We start from the raw sequence: 20,642 nt of genomic DNA on the forward strand, positions 1-20,642 counted from the left end.
GGCACGCTCAACCGCCAGTGTTTGCAGCCACCGGCGGATGTCGGGCGGTGATATCGAACAGCGTGTAGGACAGCGTCAGGTGCTTCACATCCTTGGGCATGTCGCGGTCAACAATGAAGCGCACCGGCATCTCGATCTGCTGACCGGGCTGCAGCACCTGCTGGGTAAAACAAAAGCATTCGGTCTTGTGGAAATACGCCGCCGCGTTGCTCGGCGCGATACTCGGCACGGCTTGCGCACTCATCGGCTTGTCGGTGGGGTTGCGCGCGATGAAAATCATCTCGTTGACCGCGCCGGGGTTGGCGGTGAGTTCGTCGTGCTTGGGATAGAAATCCCATGGCATATCGGCGGTGTTGGTCGACAGAAACTGCACGCGCACCTGGCGCGAAGTGTCGACCACCTGTTCACCCTCGTACTGTCCGGCAGTCTTGCCGTTGATGCCGAAGGCCTTGCACATCACGTCGTAGATCGGCACCAGGGCAAAGCCGAAGACAAACATCGCCACCACCACCCCGAGCAGGCGAGTGACGAGTTTTTTCATCGAGATCGAGTCAGCCATGATTCATGCCTCCCCACTAAACCCTGTAGGAGTGAGCCTGCTCGCGATGGGTCCACCGCGGTGTGCCTGACACACCGCCATCGCGAGCAGGCTCGCTCCCACAGGGAGATCTGTGTTCATTTCACTTCCGGCGGTGTGGTGAAGGTGTGATACGGCGCCGGTGACGGCACGCTCCACTCCAGACCTTCCGCACCATCCCAAGGCTTGGCCGGTGCAGGCTCGCCACCCCGAATGGTCTTGATCACGATGAACAGGAAGAAGATCTGCGTGGCACCGAACATGAACGCGCCAATCGACGAGACCATGTTGAAGTCGGCGAACTGCAGGTTGTAGTCCGGAATCCGTCGCGGCATCCCCGCCAGTCCCACGAAGTGCATCGGGAAAAAGGTCAGGTTCATGCCGACGAACGACAGCCAGAAATGCAGCTTGCCGAGGGTTTCGTCGTACATGTGCCCGGTCCATTTCGGCAACCAGTAATAGGCCGAGGCGAAGATCCCGAAGATCGCCCCCGGCACCAGCACATAGTGGAAGTGCGCGACCACAAAGTAGGTGTCCTGATACTGGAAGTCCGCTGGGGCGATGGCCAGCATCAGCCCGGAGAAACCGCCGATGGAAAACAGGATCACGAATGCCACGGCAAACAGCATCGGCGTCTCGAAGGTCATCGAGCCTTGCCACATGGTGCTGGCCCAGTTGAACACCTTGACCCCGGTCGGCACCGCGATGAGCATGGTCGCGTACATGAAGAACAGCTCGCCCACCAACGGAATGCCGACCACAAACATGTGGTGCGCCCAGACGATGAACGACAGGAACGCGATGCTCGCCGTGGCGTAGACCATCGAGGTGTAGCCGAACAGCGGTTTGCGCGCGAAGGTCGGGATGATCTGGCTGACCGCGCCGAACGCCGGCAGGATCATGATGTACACCTCCGGGTGGCCGAAGAACCAGAACACATGCTGGAACAGCACCGGGTCACCGCCACCGGCAGCACTGAAGAAACTGGTGCCGAAGTGGATGTCCATCAGCATCATCGTCACGCACCCGGCCAGCACCGGCATCACCGCGATCAGCAGGAACGCGGTGATCAGCCAGGTCCAGACGAACAGCGGCATTTTCATCAGGGTCATGCCGGGGGCGCGCAGGTTGAGAATGGTGGCGATCACGTTGATCGCGCCCATGATCGAACTGATCCCCATCAGGTGGATGGCGAAGATGAAGAAGGTCACGCTTTCCGGCGCGTAAGTCGTCGACAGCGGTGCGTAAAAGGTCCAGCCGAAGTTCGGCCCGCCACCGGGGCTGAACAGGGTCGAGACCAACAGCAGAAACGCCGCCGGCAACAGCCAGAAGCTGAAGTTGTTCATCCGTGGCAGGGCCATGTCCGGCGCGCCGACCATCAGCGGGATCATCCAGTTGGCGAGGCCGACGAACGCCGGCATCACTGCGCCGAAGACCATCACCAGTCCATGCATGGTGGTCATCTGGTTGAAAAACGCCGGTTCGACGATCTGCAAACCGGGCTGGAACAGCTCGGCGCGGATCACCATGGCGAACGAGCCGCCAAGCAGGAACATCAGGAAGGCAAACCACAGGTACAGCGTGCCGATGTCCTTGTGGTTGGTGGTCAGTACCCAGCGCATCAGGCCTTTGGCGGGGCCGTGGGCGTGGTCGGCATGACCGTGGTCATCGATGACAGCGCTCATGGCCGGTCTCCTTTACGTGAGTGGGCGGGGCGGGCCGGGGCGTGATGCCCCGGCCGGTTCACGAGGTACGCGATAGACCGGCTCATTTGCTTTCCGCCTGTTTCAGCTCCAGCACTTCTTTTGGCGTGACCATGTCGCCCTTGTTGTTGCCCCAGGCGTTACGTTCGTAGGTCACGACCGCTGCGATATCGACTTCCGACAGCTGTTTGCCGAACGCCGCCATGGCGGTGCCGGGTTTGCCGTGGAAGACAATGCTCAAGTGATCCTTGATCGGGCCGGTGGCAATTTTCGAGCCCTTGAGCGCCGGGAACATCGGCGGCAGGCCTTGGCCTTCGGCCTGGTGACAGGCAACGCAGGTGGTGTGATACACCTTGTCGCCGCGCTCCTTGAGTTCGTCGAGGGTCCAATCCTTGCTGGTCAGCTCTTTAAGCTGCGCGGCCTCGGCCTTGCGCTCGGCCAGCCACTTGTCGTAGTCGGCCTTGTCCTTGACCTCGACCACGATCGGCATGAAGCCGTGATCCTTGCCGCACAGCTCGGCGCACTGGCCACGGTAAAGTCCGGGCTTGTCGACACGCGTCCAGGCCTCATTTACGAACCCGGGGATCGCATCGCGCTTGACCGCAAACGCCGGCACCCACCAGGAGTGGATAACGTCGGCGGAGGTCACGAGGAAGCGCACCTTGGCCCCGGTCGGCAGTACGAGCGGCTTGTCGACCTCAAGCAAGTAGTGCTCGCCCTTGGCTTCCTTGTTGTGGATCTGCTCGGCGGGGGTGGCCAGGTTGCTGAAGAACTCGACGTCCTGGCCCAGGTATTTGTAGTGCCACTTCCACTGGTAGCCGGTGACCTGGATATCAATATCCGGCTCACTGGCGTCGTACATCTTGATCAGGGTGGCGGTCGCGGGTACGGCCATGGCCACCAGAATCAGCAGCGGCACGACGGTCCACATGATTTCGACGCCGGTGCTTTCGTGGAATTTTGCGGCGACCTGCCCGGTAGAACGGCGGTGCACCATCATCGACCAGAACATGGCGCCGAAGACGATGATCCCGATCACCACACAGATCCAGAAAATGGTCATGTGCAGGTCGAATACTGCGTGACTGATTTCAGTCGCTCCAGGCGCCATATTCACAGTCCAGGCGGCGTTGGCCTGGCTGAAAATCGACCACAACAGGAGGCCCATCCAGACGTGTGGATGTCGCATCATTGCGGGTTCCCCTTATCGTTCTTGTTATCCCGCCGGCTTTCGCCTGCGGCAAGGGAGCGGCTGCATCAGACTACGAACTTGAATCGCCGGGCCTTGCTGCGGGTGCAGTCGGGCGTCATCAGCTAACTCCATTCACTGGCGAGTATAGACAGCGACTGAGAATTGCAATGTGAGGACGTAAATCAACTGAAACAGCCGGGACTTGCGTTCAAGGGCACGAATGGAGAAGGATGCAGACGAGTGGTGGCAAACCGATATAACGCAGGTGCATCAAGGATGAAATAATTATGACAAATGCGTCTTAGCATTTTTCGTAAGCCAGCTAAGTTATGTCTTCCCTATTTCATTGCCTTGTTTCCTGGAGTTTTCATGAACACCGCCGCATTGCGCGAGCAGATCCAAAAAGCCCAACAACACGAAAAAGACACCGGCCTGCTGACCCGTCAGCTGGAAAGCAAGCTGCCTCATTTACACCCGGCGATCCAATTGCCGGAAGCCGACGCCAATGGTGTGCTGACGCGTTTTGTCGCCGCCTACATTGATGAAGTGCCAGACCTGCTGGATGCAGCCAATGAAGTTGCCAGGGAAGCGGGAATCGAATCGCAGATCAAACCGGTGCTGAAAATCGCCGAGCAGTATTTCCTCCAGCCGCCAGCCATCATGGCCGGGCACGTTGGCCTGGATAGCCTGCTTGATGAAGCCTATCTGGCGCACCGTTTTGTCGAAGAGGTCAACGACCTGTACATCAAGCATTTCGGCCAGCCACTGATCCCCCTGGACATGACGGTCGCCAACTTGATTGCTCACCAATTGATCGGTGAGGAATTTGCCAACCAACTGGACGAAGCGGTGCATCACGCCATTGACGAGATGCTCAACGACGAAAGTTTTGCGCTGGAGTCGGTAGAGGTTTACCGCGACAAACTCAGCAGCCCGGACACCGGCGCCGCGTGGAAACGCTGGCCGTGCATGGGCCGCCGACTGGGTGTGGGTCTGGAACTGGACCAGCCTGCTGCCTGAGTTACACACAATCCAATGTAGGAGTGAGCCTGCTCGCGATGGCGATAGATCAATCAACATCTTTGTTGACTGACCCACCGCCATCGCGAGCAGGCTCACTCCTACAGGGGTTGAGTTCAACCAGCAAATTTAGCCGGCTGCGCCGATCCCGGTATTGGTCCGCACTCTGCCTTCCAGCCTGCGCTTCAAACCACGCGACTCAATCAACAGCTTCGACCCCTTCGCCGCATTCGCCCGGCCCCACTCCTCCAGCAACTCCAGACACGAATGGTCGATGTAGCTCAGATTATTGAGCGGCACATGCACCGTCGTCCCCTGCGGAATACTGCCCAGCACTTGCGTCAGCGCCGGCACCTTGAGGAATGTCGCCGCACCGACCAGACGCAACTCCATCTCACCGTCCTGCGGCAGATCGATCAGGCTGATCTTCAACCGCGACGCCTTGAACGCCAGCTTCAACATCGTCAAACCGAAACCGATCAACACACCTGTCAGCAGGTCAGTGAAGATGATCGCCAGTGCCGTCGCCGCGTAGGTGAACATCGGCATCCGCCCATAACGGCCCAGACCTCGAAACGCCTTGAGATCGACCAGTTTGAAACCGGTGTACACCAGCACCCCCGCCAGGCTCGCCACCGGAATGCTTTGCAGCACACTCGACAGCAACAGCACGAACGCCAAAAGCCACAGGCCATGGAAGATCGTCGAGTAACGCGTGGTCGCGCCGGCCTGGACGTTGGCCGAACTGCGCACGATCACCCCGGTCATCGGCAGTGCGCCGAGCAGACCGCAGAGCATGTTGCCGACACCTTGCGCCGACAGTTCCCGGTCGAAATCCGAACGCACGCCGCTGTGCATGCGATCCACCGCTGCGGCGGACAACAACGTTTCCGCGCTGGCGATAAATGCCACGGCAAACGCAGCGATCAACAGCGTCGGATCGGCCAGACTGAGCAGATCTGCCGGCTTCAACCAATCAATGGCTTCCGCCAGATTCGCCGGCACTTCCACACGTTTCACCTGCAGGGCCAGCAACAGACTTGCTCCGGTCGCCAGACCCACACCGAGCAATGCCCCGGGAACGAAGCGCAGCGAATGCGGGCGAAATTTCTCCCAGAGCCACATCACCGCGATGGTCGACAGCCCGAGCAACCCGGCCTGCCAGCCAAACGACGGCAAGGCCTGCGCCACCGCCGCGGGGAACGCCGTAAGGTTATCCAGCCCCGAGGGCTTCGGTGATGCATCGAGCATCACATGCACCTGCGACAGCACGATCAACACGCCAATCCCCGCCAGCATCCCATAGACCACCGCTGGCGCTGTGACCCGAAACCAGCAACCGAGCTTCAAGCGTCCGGCGACCAGTTGCAGAAAACCGGCAAGCAAAAGAATCGGCCCGAGCATCTCGATGCCGTGCTGGCGCACCAGTTCAAACACCAACACCGCCAGACCCGCCGCCGGCCCACTGACCTGTAACGGCGAACCTGCCAGCCAACCGACCACCAGACCACCGATGATCCCGGTGATCAGCCCTTTGGCCGGCGGCAACCCTGACGCGATCGCAATACCCATGCACAGCGGCAGGGCGACCAGAAACACAACCACTGAAGCGAGCAGCTCCCGTGGCAACACCGCTTTCAATTGAGCCGCACGCATGGCGATTCTCCCGAAGTTTTCTTCAGGCATGGCAAGGCCGGGTCGCTGAATCAGCGACCGGCGTCAAACCACACAGATGTTTAGGAGGATTTAGAAGCGCGCTTTGGGCGTCGCCACCGGAATCGGATGGCTGCCGTCGAGCGGCAGGAAACGTCCCTGATCCGCGTCGTAAGCTTTGATTTCGCTGGTTTCGATATCGTAGACCCAGCCATGGATGAACAAATGACCGTTCGCCATGCGCGAGGCTACCGAAGGATGGGTACGCAAGTGCTGCAATTGGGCGATGACGTTTTCCTCGGTGAGGATCGGCATGCTTTCTTTTTCGTCGGCGCAGTTACAGTTCTCATGCACCATGGTTTTCGCGACTTCAGCGTGGCGCAGCCAGGCTTTGACTGTCGGCATTTTTTCCAGGCTGTCCGGATTGAGCACTGCACGCATGGCGCCGCAATCGGAGTGGCCGCAGATGATGATGTGCTGTACGCCGAGCGCCAGTACCGCGTATTCGATTGCGGTGGAAACGCCGCCGTTCATCTGCCCGTAAGGCGGCACGACGTTGCCGACGTTACGGGTTACGAACAGATCGCCGGGCGAGCTGTGGGTAATCAGCTCGGGGACGATGCGCGAGTCGGCGCAAGTGATGAACATCGCTTTTGGCGCCTGGGCCGTGGCGAGTTTCTTGAAGAGTTCTTCCTGCTGTGGGAAGACCTCATGATGAAAATGCAAAAAGCCGTCTACGATCTGTCGCAGCGCTGCATCGGCGGATTCCGCTTCAGGGGTTTGCGCCGACGCAGCCAACGGCTGTTTATCCTTGTCACTCATGATTCATCCTCTTTGGCGGATTAGGGGAGTCATTCCCATGTATTCCGGTATGAAGCCAGTGGCTGTTTAAAACATCCGGGTCATCCCGACCCGTCAGTCACTCGATGAACAAGGTAGCCGCCGAAACTTAACTCAAACTGAATCAAACGCTCTAGAACGTGTGTTCCAGGTCACAAAAAACGTGACTGGGTGATTTCGGCGGAAGGATTCCAACCCCTCAACCATAGGTCAATTGTCGCTAAATCAACGACATCTGGCGACCCGGCGGACAGAAGGCCGTGCAATCGAGGTTATAGCCCTCGCGGTGATTCAGGCCCAGACGTTTGATTGCCTTGGCGAAACGTTGCGCGAGCAGGTCGGCGAACACCCCTTCACCGCGCATACGCGCACCGAAACGACTGTCGTAGAGCTCACCGCCGCGGCTTTGGCGGATCAGGCTCAGCACATGCGCGGCCCGTTGCGGATAGTGCGCCGCCAGCCATTCTTCGAACAGCGGCGCCACCTCCAGCGGCAGACGCAGCATCATGTAGGCAGCGCTTTGCGCGCCGGCGGCGTGGGCCTCGCTGAGCAGGCTTTCGATTTCGCTGTCGTTGATCATCGGAATCATCGGTGAACACAGCACGCCGACCGGAATGCCGGCCTCGCGCATCACCCGAATGGCGCGCAACCGCGCTTTGGGGGCAGCGGCGCGCGGTTCGAGGATGCGTTTGAGTTCGTCGTCCAGCGTGGTCAGGCTGATCATCACCGCCACCAGCCGTTGCTGCGCCAGTTCGGTGAGCAGGTCGAGGTCGCGCAGAATCAGCGAGCCCTTGGTGACGATGGTCACCGGGTGCTTATAGCGCAGCAGCACTTCGAGGGTCTGGCGGGTGATTTTGTGTTCACGCTCGATTGGCTGATACGGGTCGGTGTTGGAACCCAGATTGATTGGCGCGCATTGATAGCCTTTTTTCCCGAGCTGTTCTTCCAGCACTTGGGCGGCGTTGGTCTTGGCGATCAGCTTGGTTTCGAAATCCAGCCCCGGCGACATGTCCCAATAGGCGTGGCTGGGCCGTGCGTAGCAATAGATGCAGCCGTGTTCGCAGCCTCGGTAGGGGTTGATCGAGCGGTCGAAGGGCAGATCCGGAGAGGTGTTGCGGGTGATGATGGTTTTTGCGGTTTCGATCATCACCTCGGTGCCCTGGGTCAGCGGCACTTCCTGATACCAGCCGTCATCCTCGGCGACCGAACGGTTCGGCGCAAAACGGTTGTGCGGGTTGCTGGCGGTGCCGCGGCCACGGGGCGGGAGAGGATTGATCATTGGGGCAGGCTCCGTGTCTGTATATGCATACAGTACCTGAGCCAGGCCGGTACGATCCAGTACCGTTCAGCGTTGGAATAATGGCTGAGTGGCAAAGTTAATATATATGCAAAGGCGAAGTACAACCCGAGATACATATGTTCCGTTGTCGCGACAAGTTATCGAATATAGTCTTTGGCACTTCCAAGGGCGGTTGTCCGGTAATCAGGTTAAAAGGATTTAATTAATGTCTTATCTCAATCAGCGTGGCGTATTCGTGCAAATGATGCTGCCAAATGCTTCGGAACCCAACACCATTGTTTCGATGCAACTGGCGCGCAAGGAGCTGGGCTGGAATGCCGAGCAAGAGCTGTCCACCGAGACGCTGGTCGATTCGATCTACGTGGTGGCGGTGTCCGGTGACCGTGGCAAGACCTTCACTATTCGCAGCAACAAGAAAGATGTCGACGGCGATGGTGATATTGATAACGATGACAAGGCGAAGTTGATTGCACTGGCCAAGGCTTATGTAAGTATCGTTAATCCTTAAAAGCGAAGTTTGTTGCGCTATACGTATAGTAAAAACCCTGCATGAATGATTCATGCAGGGTTTCTGCTTTTAATGATGTTCTGTTACTTGGCCAAGATCATCAGTGGATGTTGTTTTCATATCGTCGCTGCGTAGGCCCGCAACCTCCTTGGCGCTGACCGGCGCACCTTTGTTACCCCAACTGCCACGGATGAAACTCACCACATCCGCCACTTCCTGATCCGATAGGCGCCAGGCGAAACCGGGCATGGTGAAGGTCGAGGGTGCTGTATGCGTCGCCGGCAATGTGCCGCCCTTGAGCACGATGTGGATCAGCGACGTCGGGTCTTCCGATTGCAGTACCGGATTGCCCGCCAGCGCCGGGAACACCCGGGTGTAGCCATGGCCATCGGTGCGATGGCACGCCGCGCAGTTGTCGATGTAGACCGCAGCGCCACGCTGACTGTCATCGCCGTTCCACAGCGCTTTGGCCGCTTTCTCATCGTACTGATGCGGTTGATCGTTCGGATCAGTGGCCGGCAACGACTTGAGGTAGCGGGCAATTGCGGTCAGGTCGGCATCGGTCATGTATTGCATGCTGTGGGTGACCACATCGCTCATGCCGCCGAACACCGCGCTGCGATCGCTGCGACCGGTCTTGAGGAACTGCACCAGTTGCTCTTCGTTCCAGCCGCCGAGGCCATCCTTGTGATCGCCGCGCAGGCTTTTGGCGATCCAGCCTTCCAGCGGCGCACTGCCGGCGAGGAAGGTTGTACCGTCAGCGGCGCTCAGGGATTTCTCCTGCATGGTCAGGGCGCGCGGCGTATGGCACGCGCCGCAATGGCCAAGGCCCTCGACCAGATACGCGCCACGATCGATCACCGGGTCGGTACTCGTCGCTTGGTAATCCTCGACCTTCGGCGCAAACATCCAGCGCCAGCCCATCAGCGGCCAGCGCATGCTGAGTGGCCACGGAATATCGCTGGCCTTGTTCTCTTGCACCACCGGTTCGACGCCGTGCATGAAGTACGCGTACAGCGCTTGCATGTCGGTTTCGCTGACACGCGCGTAGGACGGATACGGCATCGCCGGGTACAACGTACTACCGTTTTTGGCGACGCCATGGCGCACGGCCTGATCGAAGTCTTGGAAGCTGTATTCGCCGACGCCGGTCTTGTCCGGAGTGATGTTGGTCGAGTAAATGGTGCCGATCGGGGTTTCCATCGGCAGGCCACCGGCAAACGGTTTGCCGCCCTTGGCGGTGTGGCACGCCACGCAGTCACCGGCGCGGGCCAGATATTCGCCCTGTTTGATCAGACTTTGATCAACGTCGGCCGCATGAATGGAGGCACTGCCGAGCAGCGCCAGGGTCGCGATAACGAGATTTTTCATGGTCATCGCTCCTTAAGCCTGAACCAGCGGGCCGGGGTTTTTCAGGTATTGCTCGCGGATCGCCTTCGCCGACCAGTAGGTCAGTGCCGCAACCAGGCCGGTCGGGTTGTATCCAAGGCCCTGCGGGAATGCCGAGGCACCCGGCACGAAGACGTTGTGTACGTCCCAGCTCTGCAGATAACGGTTCAGCGCGCTGGTCTTCGGATCGGTGCCCATGATCGCGCCACCGTTAAGGTGCGTGGTCTGGTAGGCCGCAGTGTTGAAGTGGTCGCCGACTTTCTTGCCGATCACCGCGATGGCTTTCGGCCCCATCGCTTCAGCGACCTTGCCCATTTTCTCGACCATGAAGCGGTTCATCTTGATGTCGTTTTCCTGCCAGTCGAAGGTCATCCGCAGCAGTGGCAAACCGTAGGCATCGCGGTACACCGGATCGAGATCGAGGTAGTTGCCACGGTAGGACTGATGCGCGCCGTGGGCATCCATCGACACCTGGTGGGTGTAGTAATCGGCGGTCGCACGTTTCCAGGCACTGCCCCACGCGGGAGTGCCCGGCGGGTTCGAGGTACCGGCAATCGGCCGGCTGCCAGCCTGGTTGACCCACATCGGCGAGCCACCGACGAAGCCGTGCGGGCCGTGGTCGAAGTTGTCGGCGTTGAAATCATCCAGCGCCACGCCGTTGCCGCCGGCGCCGATGAAGTTGTTGGTGTGGGTGTCCTTGTCGAAGAACGCCTTGATGGTCGCCATGTTCTGGTAGGCGAAGTTACGCCCGACCACGCCTTCGCCGCTGATCGGGTCGTACGGTTTGCCGATGCCGGAAAGCAGCATAAGGCGCACGTTGTGTAACTGGAACGCGCCGAGGATCACCAGATCCGCCGGTTGCTCGATCTCGCGACCCTGAGCGTCGATGTAGGTGACGCCAGTAGCTTTGCTTTTCGTGCTGTCGAGGTTGATCCGCAGCACGTGGGCGTTGGCGCGCAACTCGAAATTCGGCAGCGGTTTCAGCGCCGGCAGAATATTCACATTCGGCGAAGCCTTGGAATACATGTAGCACACGTAACCGCTGCAGAAACCGCAGAAGTTGCACGGTCCCATCTGCGCGCCGTAAGGGTTTGTGTATGGCCCGGAAGTGTTCGCGGAGGGCAGGTTGTAGGGTTTGTAGCCGACTTCTGTCGCCGCTTTGCCGAACAGCTGTGCGGAAACCGTATTCTTCTGCGCTTCCAGCGGGAACGGGTTGGAACGGTCAGGCGCGTAAGGGTTGCCGCCCTTGCCCTGACCGACCAGTTGGCCTTTAACGGTCCAGGCCTGACCCGAAGTGCCGAAGACTTTTTCAGCGAAATCGAAAAACGGCTCCAGCTCTTCATAGCTGACGCCGAAGTCCTGGATGGTCATGTCCTTGGGGATAAAGCTTTTGCCGTAGCGCTCTTCGTAGTGGCTGCGCATGCGCAACTCGATCGGGTCGACCCGGAAGTGCACGCCCGACCAGTGCAGGCCGGCACCGCCGACCCCATTGCCCGGCAGGAACGCGCCCAACTGGCGGTTCGGCAGGGCGATGTCATTGACGCTGTGGCGGATGGTGACGGTTTCTTTGGAGATGTCCTGAAAGAGTTTTTTCCGCACGCTGTAGGTGAGTTCGTCGATCACCTGCGGATAGTTGCCGTCGGGGTAGGTGTCTTGCATCGGCCCGCGCTCCAGCGCCAGCACGTTGAGACCCGCTTCGGTCAATTCCTTGGCCATGATCGCGCCGGTCCAGCCGAAACCGACGATCACTGCGTCAACCTTCTTCATTACCGTTGCCATGCTTACGCCCTCTCGCCGCGAATCGAAACTGCCGGGAAGGGGTATTGCTCGTTGCGTTCCACCCAATCCATGAAATCGGCGCGGGCGCCGGGGAAGCCGATCATGGTCCAGCCGACCATGCCTTTGTTGCCACCGTGGATCGGGTCGCAGAAGAACCCTTCCTTGGTGTTTTGCAGCAGCAGGTTGAAGAAAATCTTTGCCGGAACCGCATCGAATTGCGGCTTGCCCGCTTCAAGTTGCTTGAGCAAATCGTCTCGGGTAGCGCTGTCTTGCTCAGCAAATACTTTACCGTTGAGGGATTTTGCCCACTGATCCGTGGCGGCGATGCCGAGGCGATAGATCTCTTTGGGCACCAGTTTGCTCTGCCAGCCCATCTCCGGCGCGGCGTCGGCATTGAACGGGCCTTGCATGTACCAAAGGGCACCGGCGGCGTACGGCGTGTTCATCTGGCGGTCGATGTATTCCGGTACACCGGCTTCCAGCGCGCCCGGGCCTTGGGCATCGCTGGGGATCAGTTGCGCGACGGCGGCATTGATGAACGCCCATTCTTCGGCGGTGAAGTAGTTCGGCTGATACACGCCGGCTTCAGCGCGAGCGGGTTGCGCGACCGGTGCCGCAGGCGCGGCTTCGGGCGCCGCTTGCAGGACGCTGCTGCCCAGGCTGGTGCCAGCCAGGGTGACCACCGGGATCAAGGTCAGGGATTTGCGCAAAAACTCACGCCGCGGGTTGTCTCGATCTTCATCAGACATGGAGAAGCACCTCATCAGGGCATTAGGGGTGGCCGCTTCTGCGAGCGACTTGAAGATTTCTTGTCGAGACGGGACCGGTCTGACCCGGAGAAAAGGGACACGTCTGCAACATCATGTGACAAATGGTAGCAGGCTAAGGATCCGGATAAACCGATTCAGCGGAAAAAAGTCTGGTTTGTCGCCCTGGCGCGCGATGAAACCACACCGATTCACGTTTCTTTGACCAGCGGCTCACGGGGCTTTGACTGCTAACCATCGAAGCTGCGATTCCTTTCATCGATGAATCCCGAAACGGTCACCCCAGCATGTCCCAAGTTCGTTTTCTTTCTGTTTTGTGCCTGTCGCTTTTCGCCCTGTTGCCGCTGATGCCAGCCCAGGCTGCTGCCGGCGCCGCCACTGGCCGCCCGGCTGATTGGGCGCAGACGGTCGAAGTGCAATACAACTTGTTCCAGATGTCGCCGACCCTGTACCGCAGCGCTTTGCCTGACGCCGGCGCGGTGTCGCTGCTGAAAAATCTCAAAGTCGCCACGGTGATCAACTTTCTTCCGGAAGCCGATAGCAATTGGCTGTCCGAACCTGGCATCAACCAGGTGCAGTTGCCCTACCGCACCAATCATGTCGACGACGCTGATGTGCTCAAAACCCTGCGTGCGATTCAGGCTGCCGAAGCCAATGGCCCGGTGTTGATGCATTGCAAGCACGGTTCCGACCGCACCGGCCTGATGGCGGCGATGTACCGAGTGGTGATTCAGGGCTGGAGCAAAGAGGATGCCTTGAGCGAAATGACCCAAGGCGGTTTCGGCGACAGTACCCACTTCAAGGACGGTATTCGTTACATGATGCAGGTGGATGTCGACAAATTGCGCACGGCGTTGGCCAATGGCGATTGCAGTACCAGTGCTTTCGCCACCTGCTCGATGAAAAGCTGGTTCAAGTCCGCCCACGTCGAGTGATCGGTCAGTCCGGTTGCGCTGCCAGATCAGCGGCGACCGGCTGGCCCATAAAGGTTTTCAGCGCGCTGAACAGCGAAGTCGAATCACCAGAGAAGAACGCTTCACGCAGTTCCCGGCCGGTTTGCACATTGAAGACCCCATCTCGCTCAAAGCGCTTGAACGCTTCGCTGGCCAGTACGCCTGACCATTTGTAGGCGTAGACCGAGGCTTCGTAACCGGTCACCAGATAATCGAAGCTGTTGGCAAGGCGGCAATACGCGGGCAGTTGCAGCTGCGGTATTTGTTGCAGCACCGCTTCGAAGCACTGTTGCGCGTTTCGGCCGTTTTCTTCGCTGCGGTGCAATTCCAGATCGAATAAAGCCTCAAGCAGCAACGTAGCGGTATCGCGACTGGTGTGCGTGGCGATGGCGGCCAGCGCTGACGTTAGCCGTGTGCGGCTTAGTGGCTCACGGGTTTTGTAGTGTACTGACAGCCACTGAAGCAGCTCCTCTGAAAGACTTAATTGTTCGAACAGTTGCCCGGCGAACTCGCCCGTATCACGCCCCAGTTGCGAGATACCCGACAGGTTGTGATGGGGCGAGCGGGTCAGCACCTGTTGCAGGCAATGCCCGAACTCATGGAAAAGCACGCGCAGGTCTTTATGTGAAAGCAGGCAGGGATGCTCGCTGGTCGCGGACGGGAAGTTGCAGTGGAGGATGGCGATCGGCAGGGCTGGCCGACCCTCGGCATTGATGCGTCGGTTGCGCACGGTATTGGTCAAGGCAAAGTCAGGGGCGTCCTCGCGATGAAACGGATCAACGTAGATGTACCCCATCACCTGATCGTATTCGCTGACTTCCAACAGGCGCACATCCTCGTGCCAATGGCTGAGGTCTTGCTGCTCTGCCAGTTTGATACCGAACAGGTGTTCATTGAACTGGCAGAACCGGCGCAGCGTTTCATCCAGCGGAAAATACTCGCGAAGTCCTTTCAGTGTGCTCGCCGAGTGTTGCTGGCGTAATTGCTCAGCAAAAAACTCGAAATCCCAGGCCTGCAGTTCTGCGACGCCTTGCGTTGCGGCGAATGCTTGCAGCGCCTGTATGTCCTGCTCCAGTGATGCGCGATTGTGCTCGATCTGCTGCTTTAGAAAATGTTCGACCTGAGCGGGCGAGTTGGCCATGTGATTCGAAAGCCGCAGATGGGCAAAGCTCTCGAAACCCAGCAACCTGGCTTTTTCATGGCGTAACCCGAGTAACTTTTGCAAGACCGGACCGTTGTCGAACTGAAGAGCCTGCGGTCCTTGATCCGAGGCCCGGGTGCAATAAGCGCGGAAATACTCTTCGCGCAAACTCCGGTCTCGCGCATTTTTCATGAAGTATTCGTAAGTGTTGCGATCCAGCGTCAGCAACCAACCGCTTTTTCCCGTTCGACGCGCATTCAGCGCCAGTCGATCCTTGAGCGCGGCTGACAAGCCGTCGAGCGTCGCCGCCTGGTCAATCTGCTTGCTCCAGGCGGCATTGCTGCGCTCCAGATTGATCTGGAACAATTGCTCCTGAAGCTCGATGTCGAGGTTTATTGCGGTTAACCGCTGTCGCTGATCGGCGGGCAATTCGATGCCCGACCGACGAAAAGCGCGCAGTGTCTTGGCCAGCGACGCTTTGCGAAAGTCATCAAAGCTGTCGGCGATCGGGCTCTGCTGCAGACGTTGATACGTGTGATAAAGCTCCAGGTTCGCAGCCTTCTGCACCCGATAGCGAGCCGCAGTAATGCTGCACAGGGCGCTTTGCTCTATCCAGTCGATGTCCGTGGTTTTGACGGTCGAGAGCACTTCAATGATGCCCATGGTTTCAGCGAGCCGTGCGTCGGCTTCGGCGACGGCCACCACCAGATCATCCCAATTGGGGTGGTCGGTCTGGGTGGCGATCACTTCGGCGATGATCCGCTGATTATCGGCCACGATGGCATTGATGGCGGGTGCCAGGTGCTCGGCCTTCACGTCGGACCAGGCCGGCAGCTGCCAGCGTTGTAGCAGGGGATTGGTAGGGGGCATCGCGTCTTCCTTGACCGCAGGTTGAAAAAAATCAGCCTACGGAGAAAGCGCAAGGGCAAGGCATTAGATAGATACCACCTCGCACCGCTGATTCGGTGCGAGGCAGTCATGGCTCAATTGGGCTGGTCAGGCTTTTTTTTCAGTTTCGGGTTGGGAAAAAACTGCACGGCCTGCACGGTCTTGTCCGGCGCGGGTTTGTTCAGCGCGCTGGTGTTGACCCGCGTGCCCAATTCTTTCGGTACCGAAAGACCTTGCTCGTTGAGTGTGTCGGAGTAACCGCAAGCCACACATTCACGGTGCGGCACGCTGTCCTCGTTCCACATCATCAACTTGTCCGGCTCGCTGCACGCCGGGCACACAGCCCCGGCGATAAAGCGTTTCTTGGTAATCACAGGCCCCTCACTCATGCTGCCGCGTCCTCACTCAGGCCGCTGTGGCGCAAGAGTGCGTCAATCGACGGCTCACGGCCACGGAAGTCGACGAACAGCACCATCGGCGCCTGCGAACCGCCGCGCGCCAGAATCGCTTCGCGGAAGGCGCGACCGGTGTCAGCGTTGAGCACGCCGTCTTCTTCGAACTTCGAGAAGGCATCGGCCGACAGCACCTCAGCCCACTTGTAGCTGTAGTAACCCGCCGCGTAACCGCCGGCGAAGATGTGCGCAAAACTGTTGGGGAAGCGGTTGTAGGCGGGTGGACGCATCACCGACACCTCGTCACGCACGCCTTCGAGCACTTGTGCAACGCTGCGGCCGTCACCGTGGGTGGCGTGCAGCTCGAAGTCGAACAGCGAGAACTCCAGCTGACGGACCATCATCAGGCCGGACTGGAAGTTTTTCGCCGCGAGCATTTTTTCCAGCAGATCCTGCGGCAGCGGCTCGCCGCTTTCGTAGTGACCGGAAATCAGCGCGAGGCCTTCCGGCTCCCAGCACCAGTTTTCCATGAACTGGCTCGGCAACTCGACCGCATCCCATGCCACGCCGTTGATGCCGGAAACACCGGCATGCTCGACACGGGTCAGCAAGTGATGCAGACCATGACCGAATTCGTGGAACAGCGTGGTCACTTCATCGTGGGTCAGCAGCGCAGGCTTGCCGCTGTCGGCCGGGGTGAAGTTGCACACCAGATTGGCCACCGGGCTTTGCAGCACGCCGTCGACGGTACGACGACGGTCGCGCGCGCCGTCCATCCACGCACCGCCTCGCTTGTTGGCGCGGGCATAGAGGTCGAAGAAGAAGCGGCCGACGTGCTGGCCGTTTTCCTTGATCTCGAACAGGCGCACATCCGGGTGCCAAGTATCGAAGCCTTTCTGTTCGGCGATCTCGATGCCGTACAGTCGCTGGACGATGGCGAACAACCCGCCCAGCACTTTATCGATCGGGAAATAGGCACGCAGGGTTTCCTGAGCGACGCTGTAGCGTTGTTCACGCAGTTTTTCACCGTAGAAACCGCTGTCCCAGCTTTGCAGATCGGCGCAGCCCTGTTCGGCGGCGTAGGCGCGCAGCTGTTGCAGGTCCTGGGCGGCAAACGGTTTGCTGCGCTTGGCCAGATCGCGCAGGAAGCTCAGCACCTGATCACTGGACTCGGCCATTTTGGTGGCCAGGCTCAGCTCGGAGAAACTGGCGAAACCCAGCAGCTTGGCCAGTTCCTGACGCAGGTCGAGGATCTCTTCCATCACCGGGCCGTTGTCGTTCTGCCCGGCATTCGGGCCTTGATCCGAGGCGCGGGTGCAGTAGGCGGCGTAGACTTCTTCACGCAGCGCGCGGTCTTGCGCGTAGGTCATCACCGCGTAGTAGCTCGGGAATTCCAGAGTGATCAGCCAGCCTTCGAGGCCTTTGGCTTGCGCCGCTGCTGCCATTTGCGCCTTGGCCGAATCGGTCAGGCCGGCGAGGGCGGCTTCATCGGTGACGTGCTTGGTCCACGCCTGCGTGGCGTCGAGCAGTTGGTTGGAAAAGCGGCTGCCCAGCTCGGACAGTTTGCTCTGCACTTCGGCATAGCGCTTTTGCTCGGCTTCCGGCAGGTCGATACCCGACAGACGGAAGTCACGCAGGGCGTGTTCCAGAATAGTCTTTTGCGCCACGTCGAAGCCGGCGGCTTGCGGGCTGTTGGCCAGCGCTTCATAAGCCTGGAACAGTTCGCGGTTCTGGCCCATCTCGGTGGAGTAGGCGCTCAGGGCTGGCAGGCACGACTCGTAGGCTTCACGCAGTTCGGCGCTGTTGCACACGGCGTTGAGGTGGCTGACCGGGCTCCAGGCAGCGCCGAGGCGATCATTGAGTTCGTCCATCGCCAGGACCAGGCCGGCCCAGGTCGGGTTCTGGACTTGGCTCTTGAGGATTTCGGCGATGGCGGCGCGGTTGTCGGCCAGGATCGTTTCGATGGCGGGCAGGACGTGTTCGGCACGGATCGTGGAGAACGGTGGCAGGTCGTAGGACTGCAGCAGAGGGTTGTTCACGCTCACGGTTGGCACCTTGGCTGGGGAAACATGCAACCATCTTAATTACAATCGGCATTCACCGCAGCTATCGACGACAGAGAGAGAAATTATCGTGTCCGTTCGCAAGTACCAGAATCACACCCCGCGCTTGAGCAAAGGCGCGTTTGTCGACGGCTCGGCGGTGGTTATCGGCGACGTCGAAATCGGCGAAGACAGCTCTGTCTGGCCGCTAACCGTGATCCGTGGCGACATGCACCGCATCCGTATCGGTGCGCGCACCAGCGTGCAGGACGGCTGCGTGTTGCACATCACCCACGCCGGCCCGTTCAACCCGGACGGTTTCCCGCTGCTGATCGGCGATGATGTGACCATCGCCCACAAAGTCATGCTGCATGGTTGCACCATTGGCAGCCGCGTGTTGATCGGCATGGGCAGCATCGTCATGGACGGCGCGGTGGTCGAGGACGACGTGATCATCGGCGCCGGCAGCCTGGTGCCGCCGGGCAAGCGCCTTGAAAGTGGCTTCCTTTATGTCGGTAGCCCGGTGAAACAGGTCCGTCCGCTCACCGACAAGGAAACAGCCTTCTTCACCTACAGCGCGGCGAATTACGTGAAACTCAAGGACCTGCATTTGGCCGAAGGCTACGACCAACTCTGAATTGAATTCGCGACTGCTCAGGAATTCCCATGCATTACCAAACCGTATTGTTTGACCTCGATGGCACCCTCACCGACCCGCGTGAGGGCATCACCCGCTCCATCCAGTTCGCCCTCGCCAAGCTCGGTATCGACGAGCCGGATCTGACCAAGCTGGAACACTTCATCGGCCCGCCGCTATTGCAGGCGTTCATGCAGTTCTATGAGTTTGACGAGGCCAAGGCGTGGCAGGCGGTGAATTTCTATCGTGAGCGCTTCAAAGTCACTGGCCTGTATGAAAACCGTGTGTTTGCTGGTGTTACGCCTTTATTGGAAACCCTGAGCGGGCAGGGACGGCAGCTGTATATCGCCACCTCGAAGCCATGGGAATTCGCCCGCGAGATCGCGCGGCACTTCGACTTCGCCCGGCATTTCAAGGTGATTTACGGCAGCGAACTGGATGGCACGCGGACCAACAAGGTTGAGTTGATTGCGCATCTAGTGAAGGAAGAAGGGCTGGATCCGGCGAATACGTTGATGATCGGCGATCGCAAGCACGACCTGATCGGCGCGCGCAGCAATGGCCTGGATGCAGCGGCGGTCGGTTACGGGTTTGGCAGTTTTGAAGAGTTGAATGCCGAAGCGCCGGCTTATCACTTTGAAACGCTGGAGGAGTTGCATCAGGCATTTCTGCGGCGCTGATCAAATTGCTTTCGCGAGCAGGCTCGCTCCCACATTTGGAATGCATTCCCCTGTAGGAGTGAGCCTGCTCGCGATGACTTACTCCCAATCAACTCAACCGTTTGGATCTGCCAACATTTTCAAAGCCGCCTTACGCTCAGCCCCCGGCAACCGACCCAACCGCTCAACCTGCGCATAAAACCTCAGCCAATCCCCCCCAACCTGCCTGAACAACGCCGCAAACGCCGGCACCCACTGGTCATACAGCCCAAACGGCAACAACCGCGCATTGTTCAACGGCGCATTCACCCAAGCGTCATAACGCTTGTCCCCGGCCCACTGGCTGTCCCTCATCATTCGGTATTCGCGGCGAAACAGCTCGAACTCCGCCGCTTTGCGTTCGCGCATTTGTTCAGCGGGCAATGCCTGCGCATACAGCTTCTCCAGCCGTGACCGCACATCAAGCACCAACGCGATGAACTGATCACGCTGCTGCAACCGTGAGTCGGTATCCGCCGGCAACCCGCGAAACGCACGCCACTGCCGCGTGCCTTCCTGCTCGACAAATGTGGCAAAGGACTCGTTGAACTCGGTGTCGTCCTTCACATAAAAGCGTTGATGCGCCAGTTCATGAAAGATCAGCGTGGCCAGACGCTCATCGCCCCAACCCATCATCGAATTGAGGATCGGGTCGTTGAACCAGCCGAGCGTCGAGTAAGCCTCAACACCGCCAATCGACACGTCCATGCCCTGCAGGCGCTGGATCGCCGCTTCGCCTCGCGCGGCACTCTGACTGTAATAACCGCGATAGGCCACGCAGCCGGCAATCGGGAAGCAATGGTTCTGTGGCGTCAGGGAGAACTCCTGAGTGGCGAACACATTCCACACCACAAACGGCCGGCCGATGTCGGCATACAGGCGATAGCTCTGGTTATCCGGCAAATGCAGGTGTTCGCTGGCGAAGGCGCGGGCCTTCTGCGATTGCGCCAGGTGTGTGCGCAATTTCGCGTCGCGGCTTGGGTCGGCAATGACTTTTTCCACGGGTTCCCGCGCCCGCAGCAGTTGCAGTTGGCCGCTGGCCAACTGACTGTAATAGCTGACGCTGGCGCAACCGTTGAGCAACAAAAACAACACACCCGGAAACAAAACCCGAAAAACGCGATCAAGTAACCCAAGGCTTGAAAATGGCCTGATCAAAATAA

At 59.3% G+C, this 20,642-nt stretch carries 18 protein-coding genes; 5 read left to right on the plus strand and 13 right to left on the minus strand.

Translation table 11 applies throughout. The features are described from left to right. Window positions 1-7 precede the first annotated feature (7 nt). The 3 genes from QOM10_RS00405 to coxB all read right to left on the minus strand — a co-directional run bounded on the left by QOM10_RS00405 (window position 8) and on the right by coxB (window position 3,472). On the minus strand, window positions 8-559 hold the full coding sequence (locus QOM10_RS00405) for a cytochrome c oxidase assembly protein (protein WP_102902574.1): 552 nt from the start codon (window positions 557-559) through the stop codon (window positions 8-10). 116 nt (window positions 560-675) lie between these two features. After that, complete coding sequence (gene ctaD, locus QOM10_RS00410) at window positions 676-2,262, minus strand: cytochrome c oxidase subunit I (RefSeq protein ID WP_095119635.1); 1,587 nt, start codon at window positions 2,260-2,262, stop codon at window positions 676-678. An 82-nt stretch (window positions 2,263-2,344) separates the two neighbouring features. Beyond that, entirely contained in the window at window positions 2,345-3,472 is a 1,128-nt protein-coding gene (coxB, locus tag QOM10_RS00415; RefSeq protein ID WP_127925324.1) for a cytochrome c oxidase subunit II, read from the minus strand. Between the two features lie 369 nt (window positions 3,473-3,841). Between coxB and QOM10_RS00420 the strand changes: the two genes are divergently transcribed. Further along, window positions 3,842-4,492: a hypothetical protein gene (locus QOM10_RS00420; protein ID WP_127925325.1), complete on the plus strand. Its 651-nt coding sequence runs from the start codon at window positions 3,842-3,844 to the stop codon at window positions 4,490-4,492. Window positions 4,493-4,621: 129 nt separating this feature from the next. Here QOM10_RS00420 and QOM10_RS00425 read toward each other — a convergent pair whose 3' ends face one another. From QOM10_RS00425 to QOM10_RS00435, 3 genes are all read right to left on the minus strand, one after another. Then, window positions 4,622-6,148 (minus strand): SulP family inorganic anion transporter, encoded by a 1,527-nt coding sequence (locus tag QOM10_RS00425; RefSeq protein WP_122604742.1) that lies wholly within the window; start codon window positions 6,146-6,148, stop codon window positions 4,622-4,624. Window positions 6,149-6,238: 90 nt separating this feature from the next. Next, window positions 6,239-6,967 (minus strand): carbonic anhydrase, encoded by a 729-nt coding sequence (locus QOM10_RS00430; RefSeq protein ID WP_007911720.1) that lies wholly within the window; start codon window positions 6,965-6,967, stop codon window positions 6,239-6,241. Between the two features lie 238 nt (window positions 6,968-7,205). Further along, complete coding sequence (locus tag QOM10_RS00435; RefSeq protein ID WP_316917389.1) at window positions 7,206-8,264, minus strand: PA0069 family radical SAM protein; 1,059 nt, start codon at window positions 8,262-8,264, stop codon at window positions 7,206-7,208. Between the two features lie 226 nt (window positions 8,265-8,490). Here QOM10_RS00435 and QOM10_RS00440 point away from each other — a divergent pair, with 226 nt between their 5' ends. Continuing rightward, window positions 8,491-8,793, plus strand: coding sequence for a hypothetical protein (locus tag QOM10_RS00440; protein ID WP_127925327.1), 303 nt, complete (start codon window positions 8,491-8,493; stop codon window positions 8,791-8,793). Between the two features lie 69 nt (window positions 8,794-8,862). On the opposite strand, the gene QOM10_RS00445 is transcribed toward QOM10_RS00440, so the two are convergent. The 3 genes from QOM10_RS00445 to QOM10_RS00455 are packed head-to-tail and all read right to left on the minus strand — an operon-like array spanning window position 8,863 to window position 12,710. Continuing rightward, window positions 8,863-10,164 carry a cytochrome c gene (locus QOM10_RS00445; protein WP_316917390.1) on the minus strand — a complete coding sequence of 434 codons (1,302 nt, stop codon included), beginning with the start codon at window positions 10,162-10,164 and terminating at the stop codon, window positions 8,863-8,865. A 12-nt stretch (window positions 10,165-10,176) separates the two neighbouring features. After that, on the minus strand, window positions 10,177-11,961 hold the full coding sequence (locus QOM10_RS00450) for a GMC family oxidoreductase (RefSeq protein WP_160037673.1): 1,785 nt from the start codon (window positions 11,959-11,961) through the stop codon (window positions 10,177-10,179). 2 nt (window positions 11,962-11,963) lie between these two features. Further along, window positions 11,964-12,710, minus strand: coding sequence for a gluconate 2-dehydrogenase subunit 3 family protein (locus tag QOM10_RS00455; protein ID WP_127925330.1), 747 nt, complete (start codon window positions 12,708-12,710; stop codon window positions 11,964-11,966). 305 nt (window positions 12,711-13,015) lie between these two features. On the opposite strand from QOM10_RS00455, the gene QOM10_RS00460 reads away from it, so the two are divergent. Then, on the plus strand, window positions 13,016-13,663 hold the full coding sequence (locus QOM10_RS00460) for a dual specificity protein phosphatase family protein (protein WP_316917391.1): 648 nt from the start codon (window positions 13,016-13,018) through the stop codon (window positions 13,661-13,663). 4 nt (window positions 13,664-13,667) lie between these two features. On the opposite strand, the gene QOM10_RS00465 is transcribed toward QOM10_RS00460, so the two are convergent. The 3 genes from QOM10_RS00465 to prlC all read right to left on the minus strand — a co-directional run bounded on the left by QOM10_RS00465 (window position 13,668) and on the right by prlC (window position 18,147). Further along, window positions 13,668-15,692: a M3 family metallopeptidase gene (locus QOM10_RS00465; protein WP_316917392.1), complete on the minus strand. Its 2,025-nt coding sequence runs from the start codon at window positions 15,690-15,692 to the stop codon at window positions 13,668-13,670. Between the two features lie 113 nt (window positions 15,693-15,805). Continuing rightward, complete coding sequence (locus QOM10_RS00470) at window positions 15,806-16,099, minus strand: YheV family putative zinc ribbon protein (RefSeq protein WP_127925333.1); 294 nt, start codon at window positions 16,097-16,099, stop codon at window positions 15,806-15,808. Then, window positions 16,096-18,147: an oligopeptidase A gene (prlC, locus tag QOM10_RS00475; protein WP_127925334.1), complete on the minus strand. Its 2,052-nt coding sequence runs from the start codon at window positions 18,145-18,147 to the stop codon at window positions 16,096-16,098. The genes QOM10_RS00470 and prlC overlap by 4 nt, the downstream gene beginning before the upstream one ends. 88 nt (window positions 18,148-18,235) lie before the next feature. Here prlC and QOM10_RS00480 point away from each other — a divergent pair, with 88 nt between their 5' ends. Next, window positions 18,236-18,781 (plus strand): gamma carbonic anhydrase family protein, encoded by a 546-nt coding sequence (locus QOM10_RS00480; RefSeq protein WP_127925335.1) that lies wholly within the window; start codon window positions 18,236-18,238, stop codon window positions 18,779-18,781. 29 nt (window positions 18,782-18,810) lie between these two features. Then, the gene (locus QOM10_RS00485) at window positions 18,811-19,461 is read left to right on the plus strand and encodes an HAD family hydrolase (protein ID WP_316917393.1); all 651 of its coding nucleotides are present in this window, start codon (window positions 18,811-18,813) and stop codon (window positions 19,459-19,461) included. Between the two features lie 93 nt (window positions 19,462-19,554). On the opposite strand, the gene QOM10_RS00490 is transcribed toward QOM10_RS00485, so the two are convergent. Then, window positions 19,555-20,637, minus strand: a complete 1,083-nt coding sequence (locus QOM10_RS00490) for an aminopeptidase (protein WP_316917394.1) — start codon at window positions 20,635-20,637, stop codon at window positions 19,555-19,557. Window positions 20,638-20,642: the final 5 nt, after the last annotated feature.

This window comes from Pseudomonas sp. P108 (assembly GCF_032613195.1).
In the GTDB taxonomy this organism is placed as follows: domain Bacteria; phylum Pseudomonadota; class Gammaproteobacteria; order Pseudomonadales; family Pseudomonadaceae; genus Aquipseudomonas.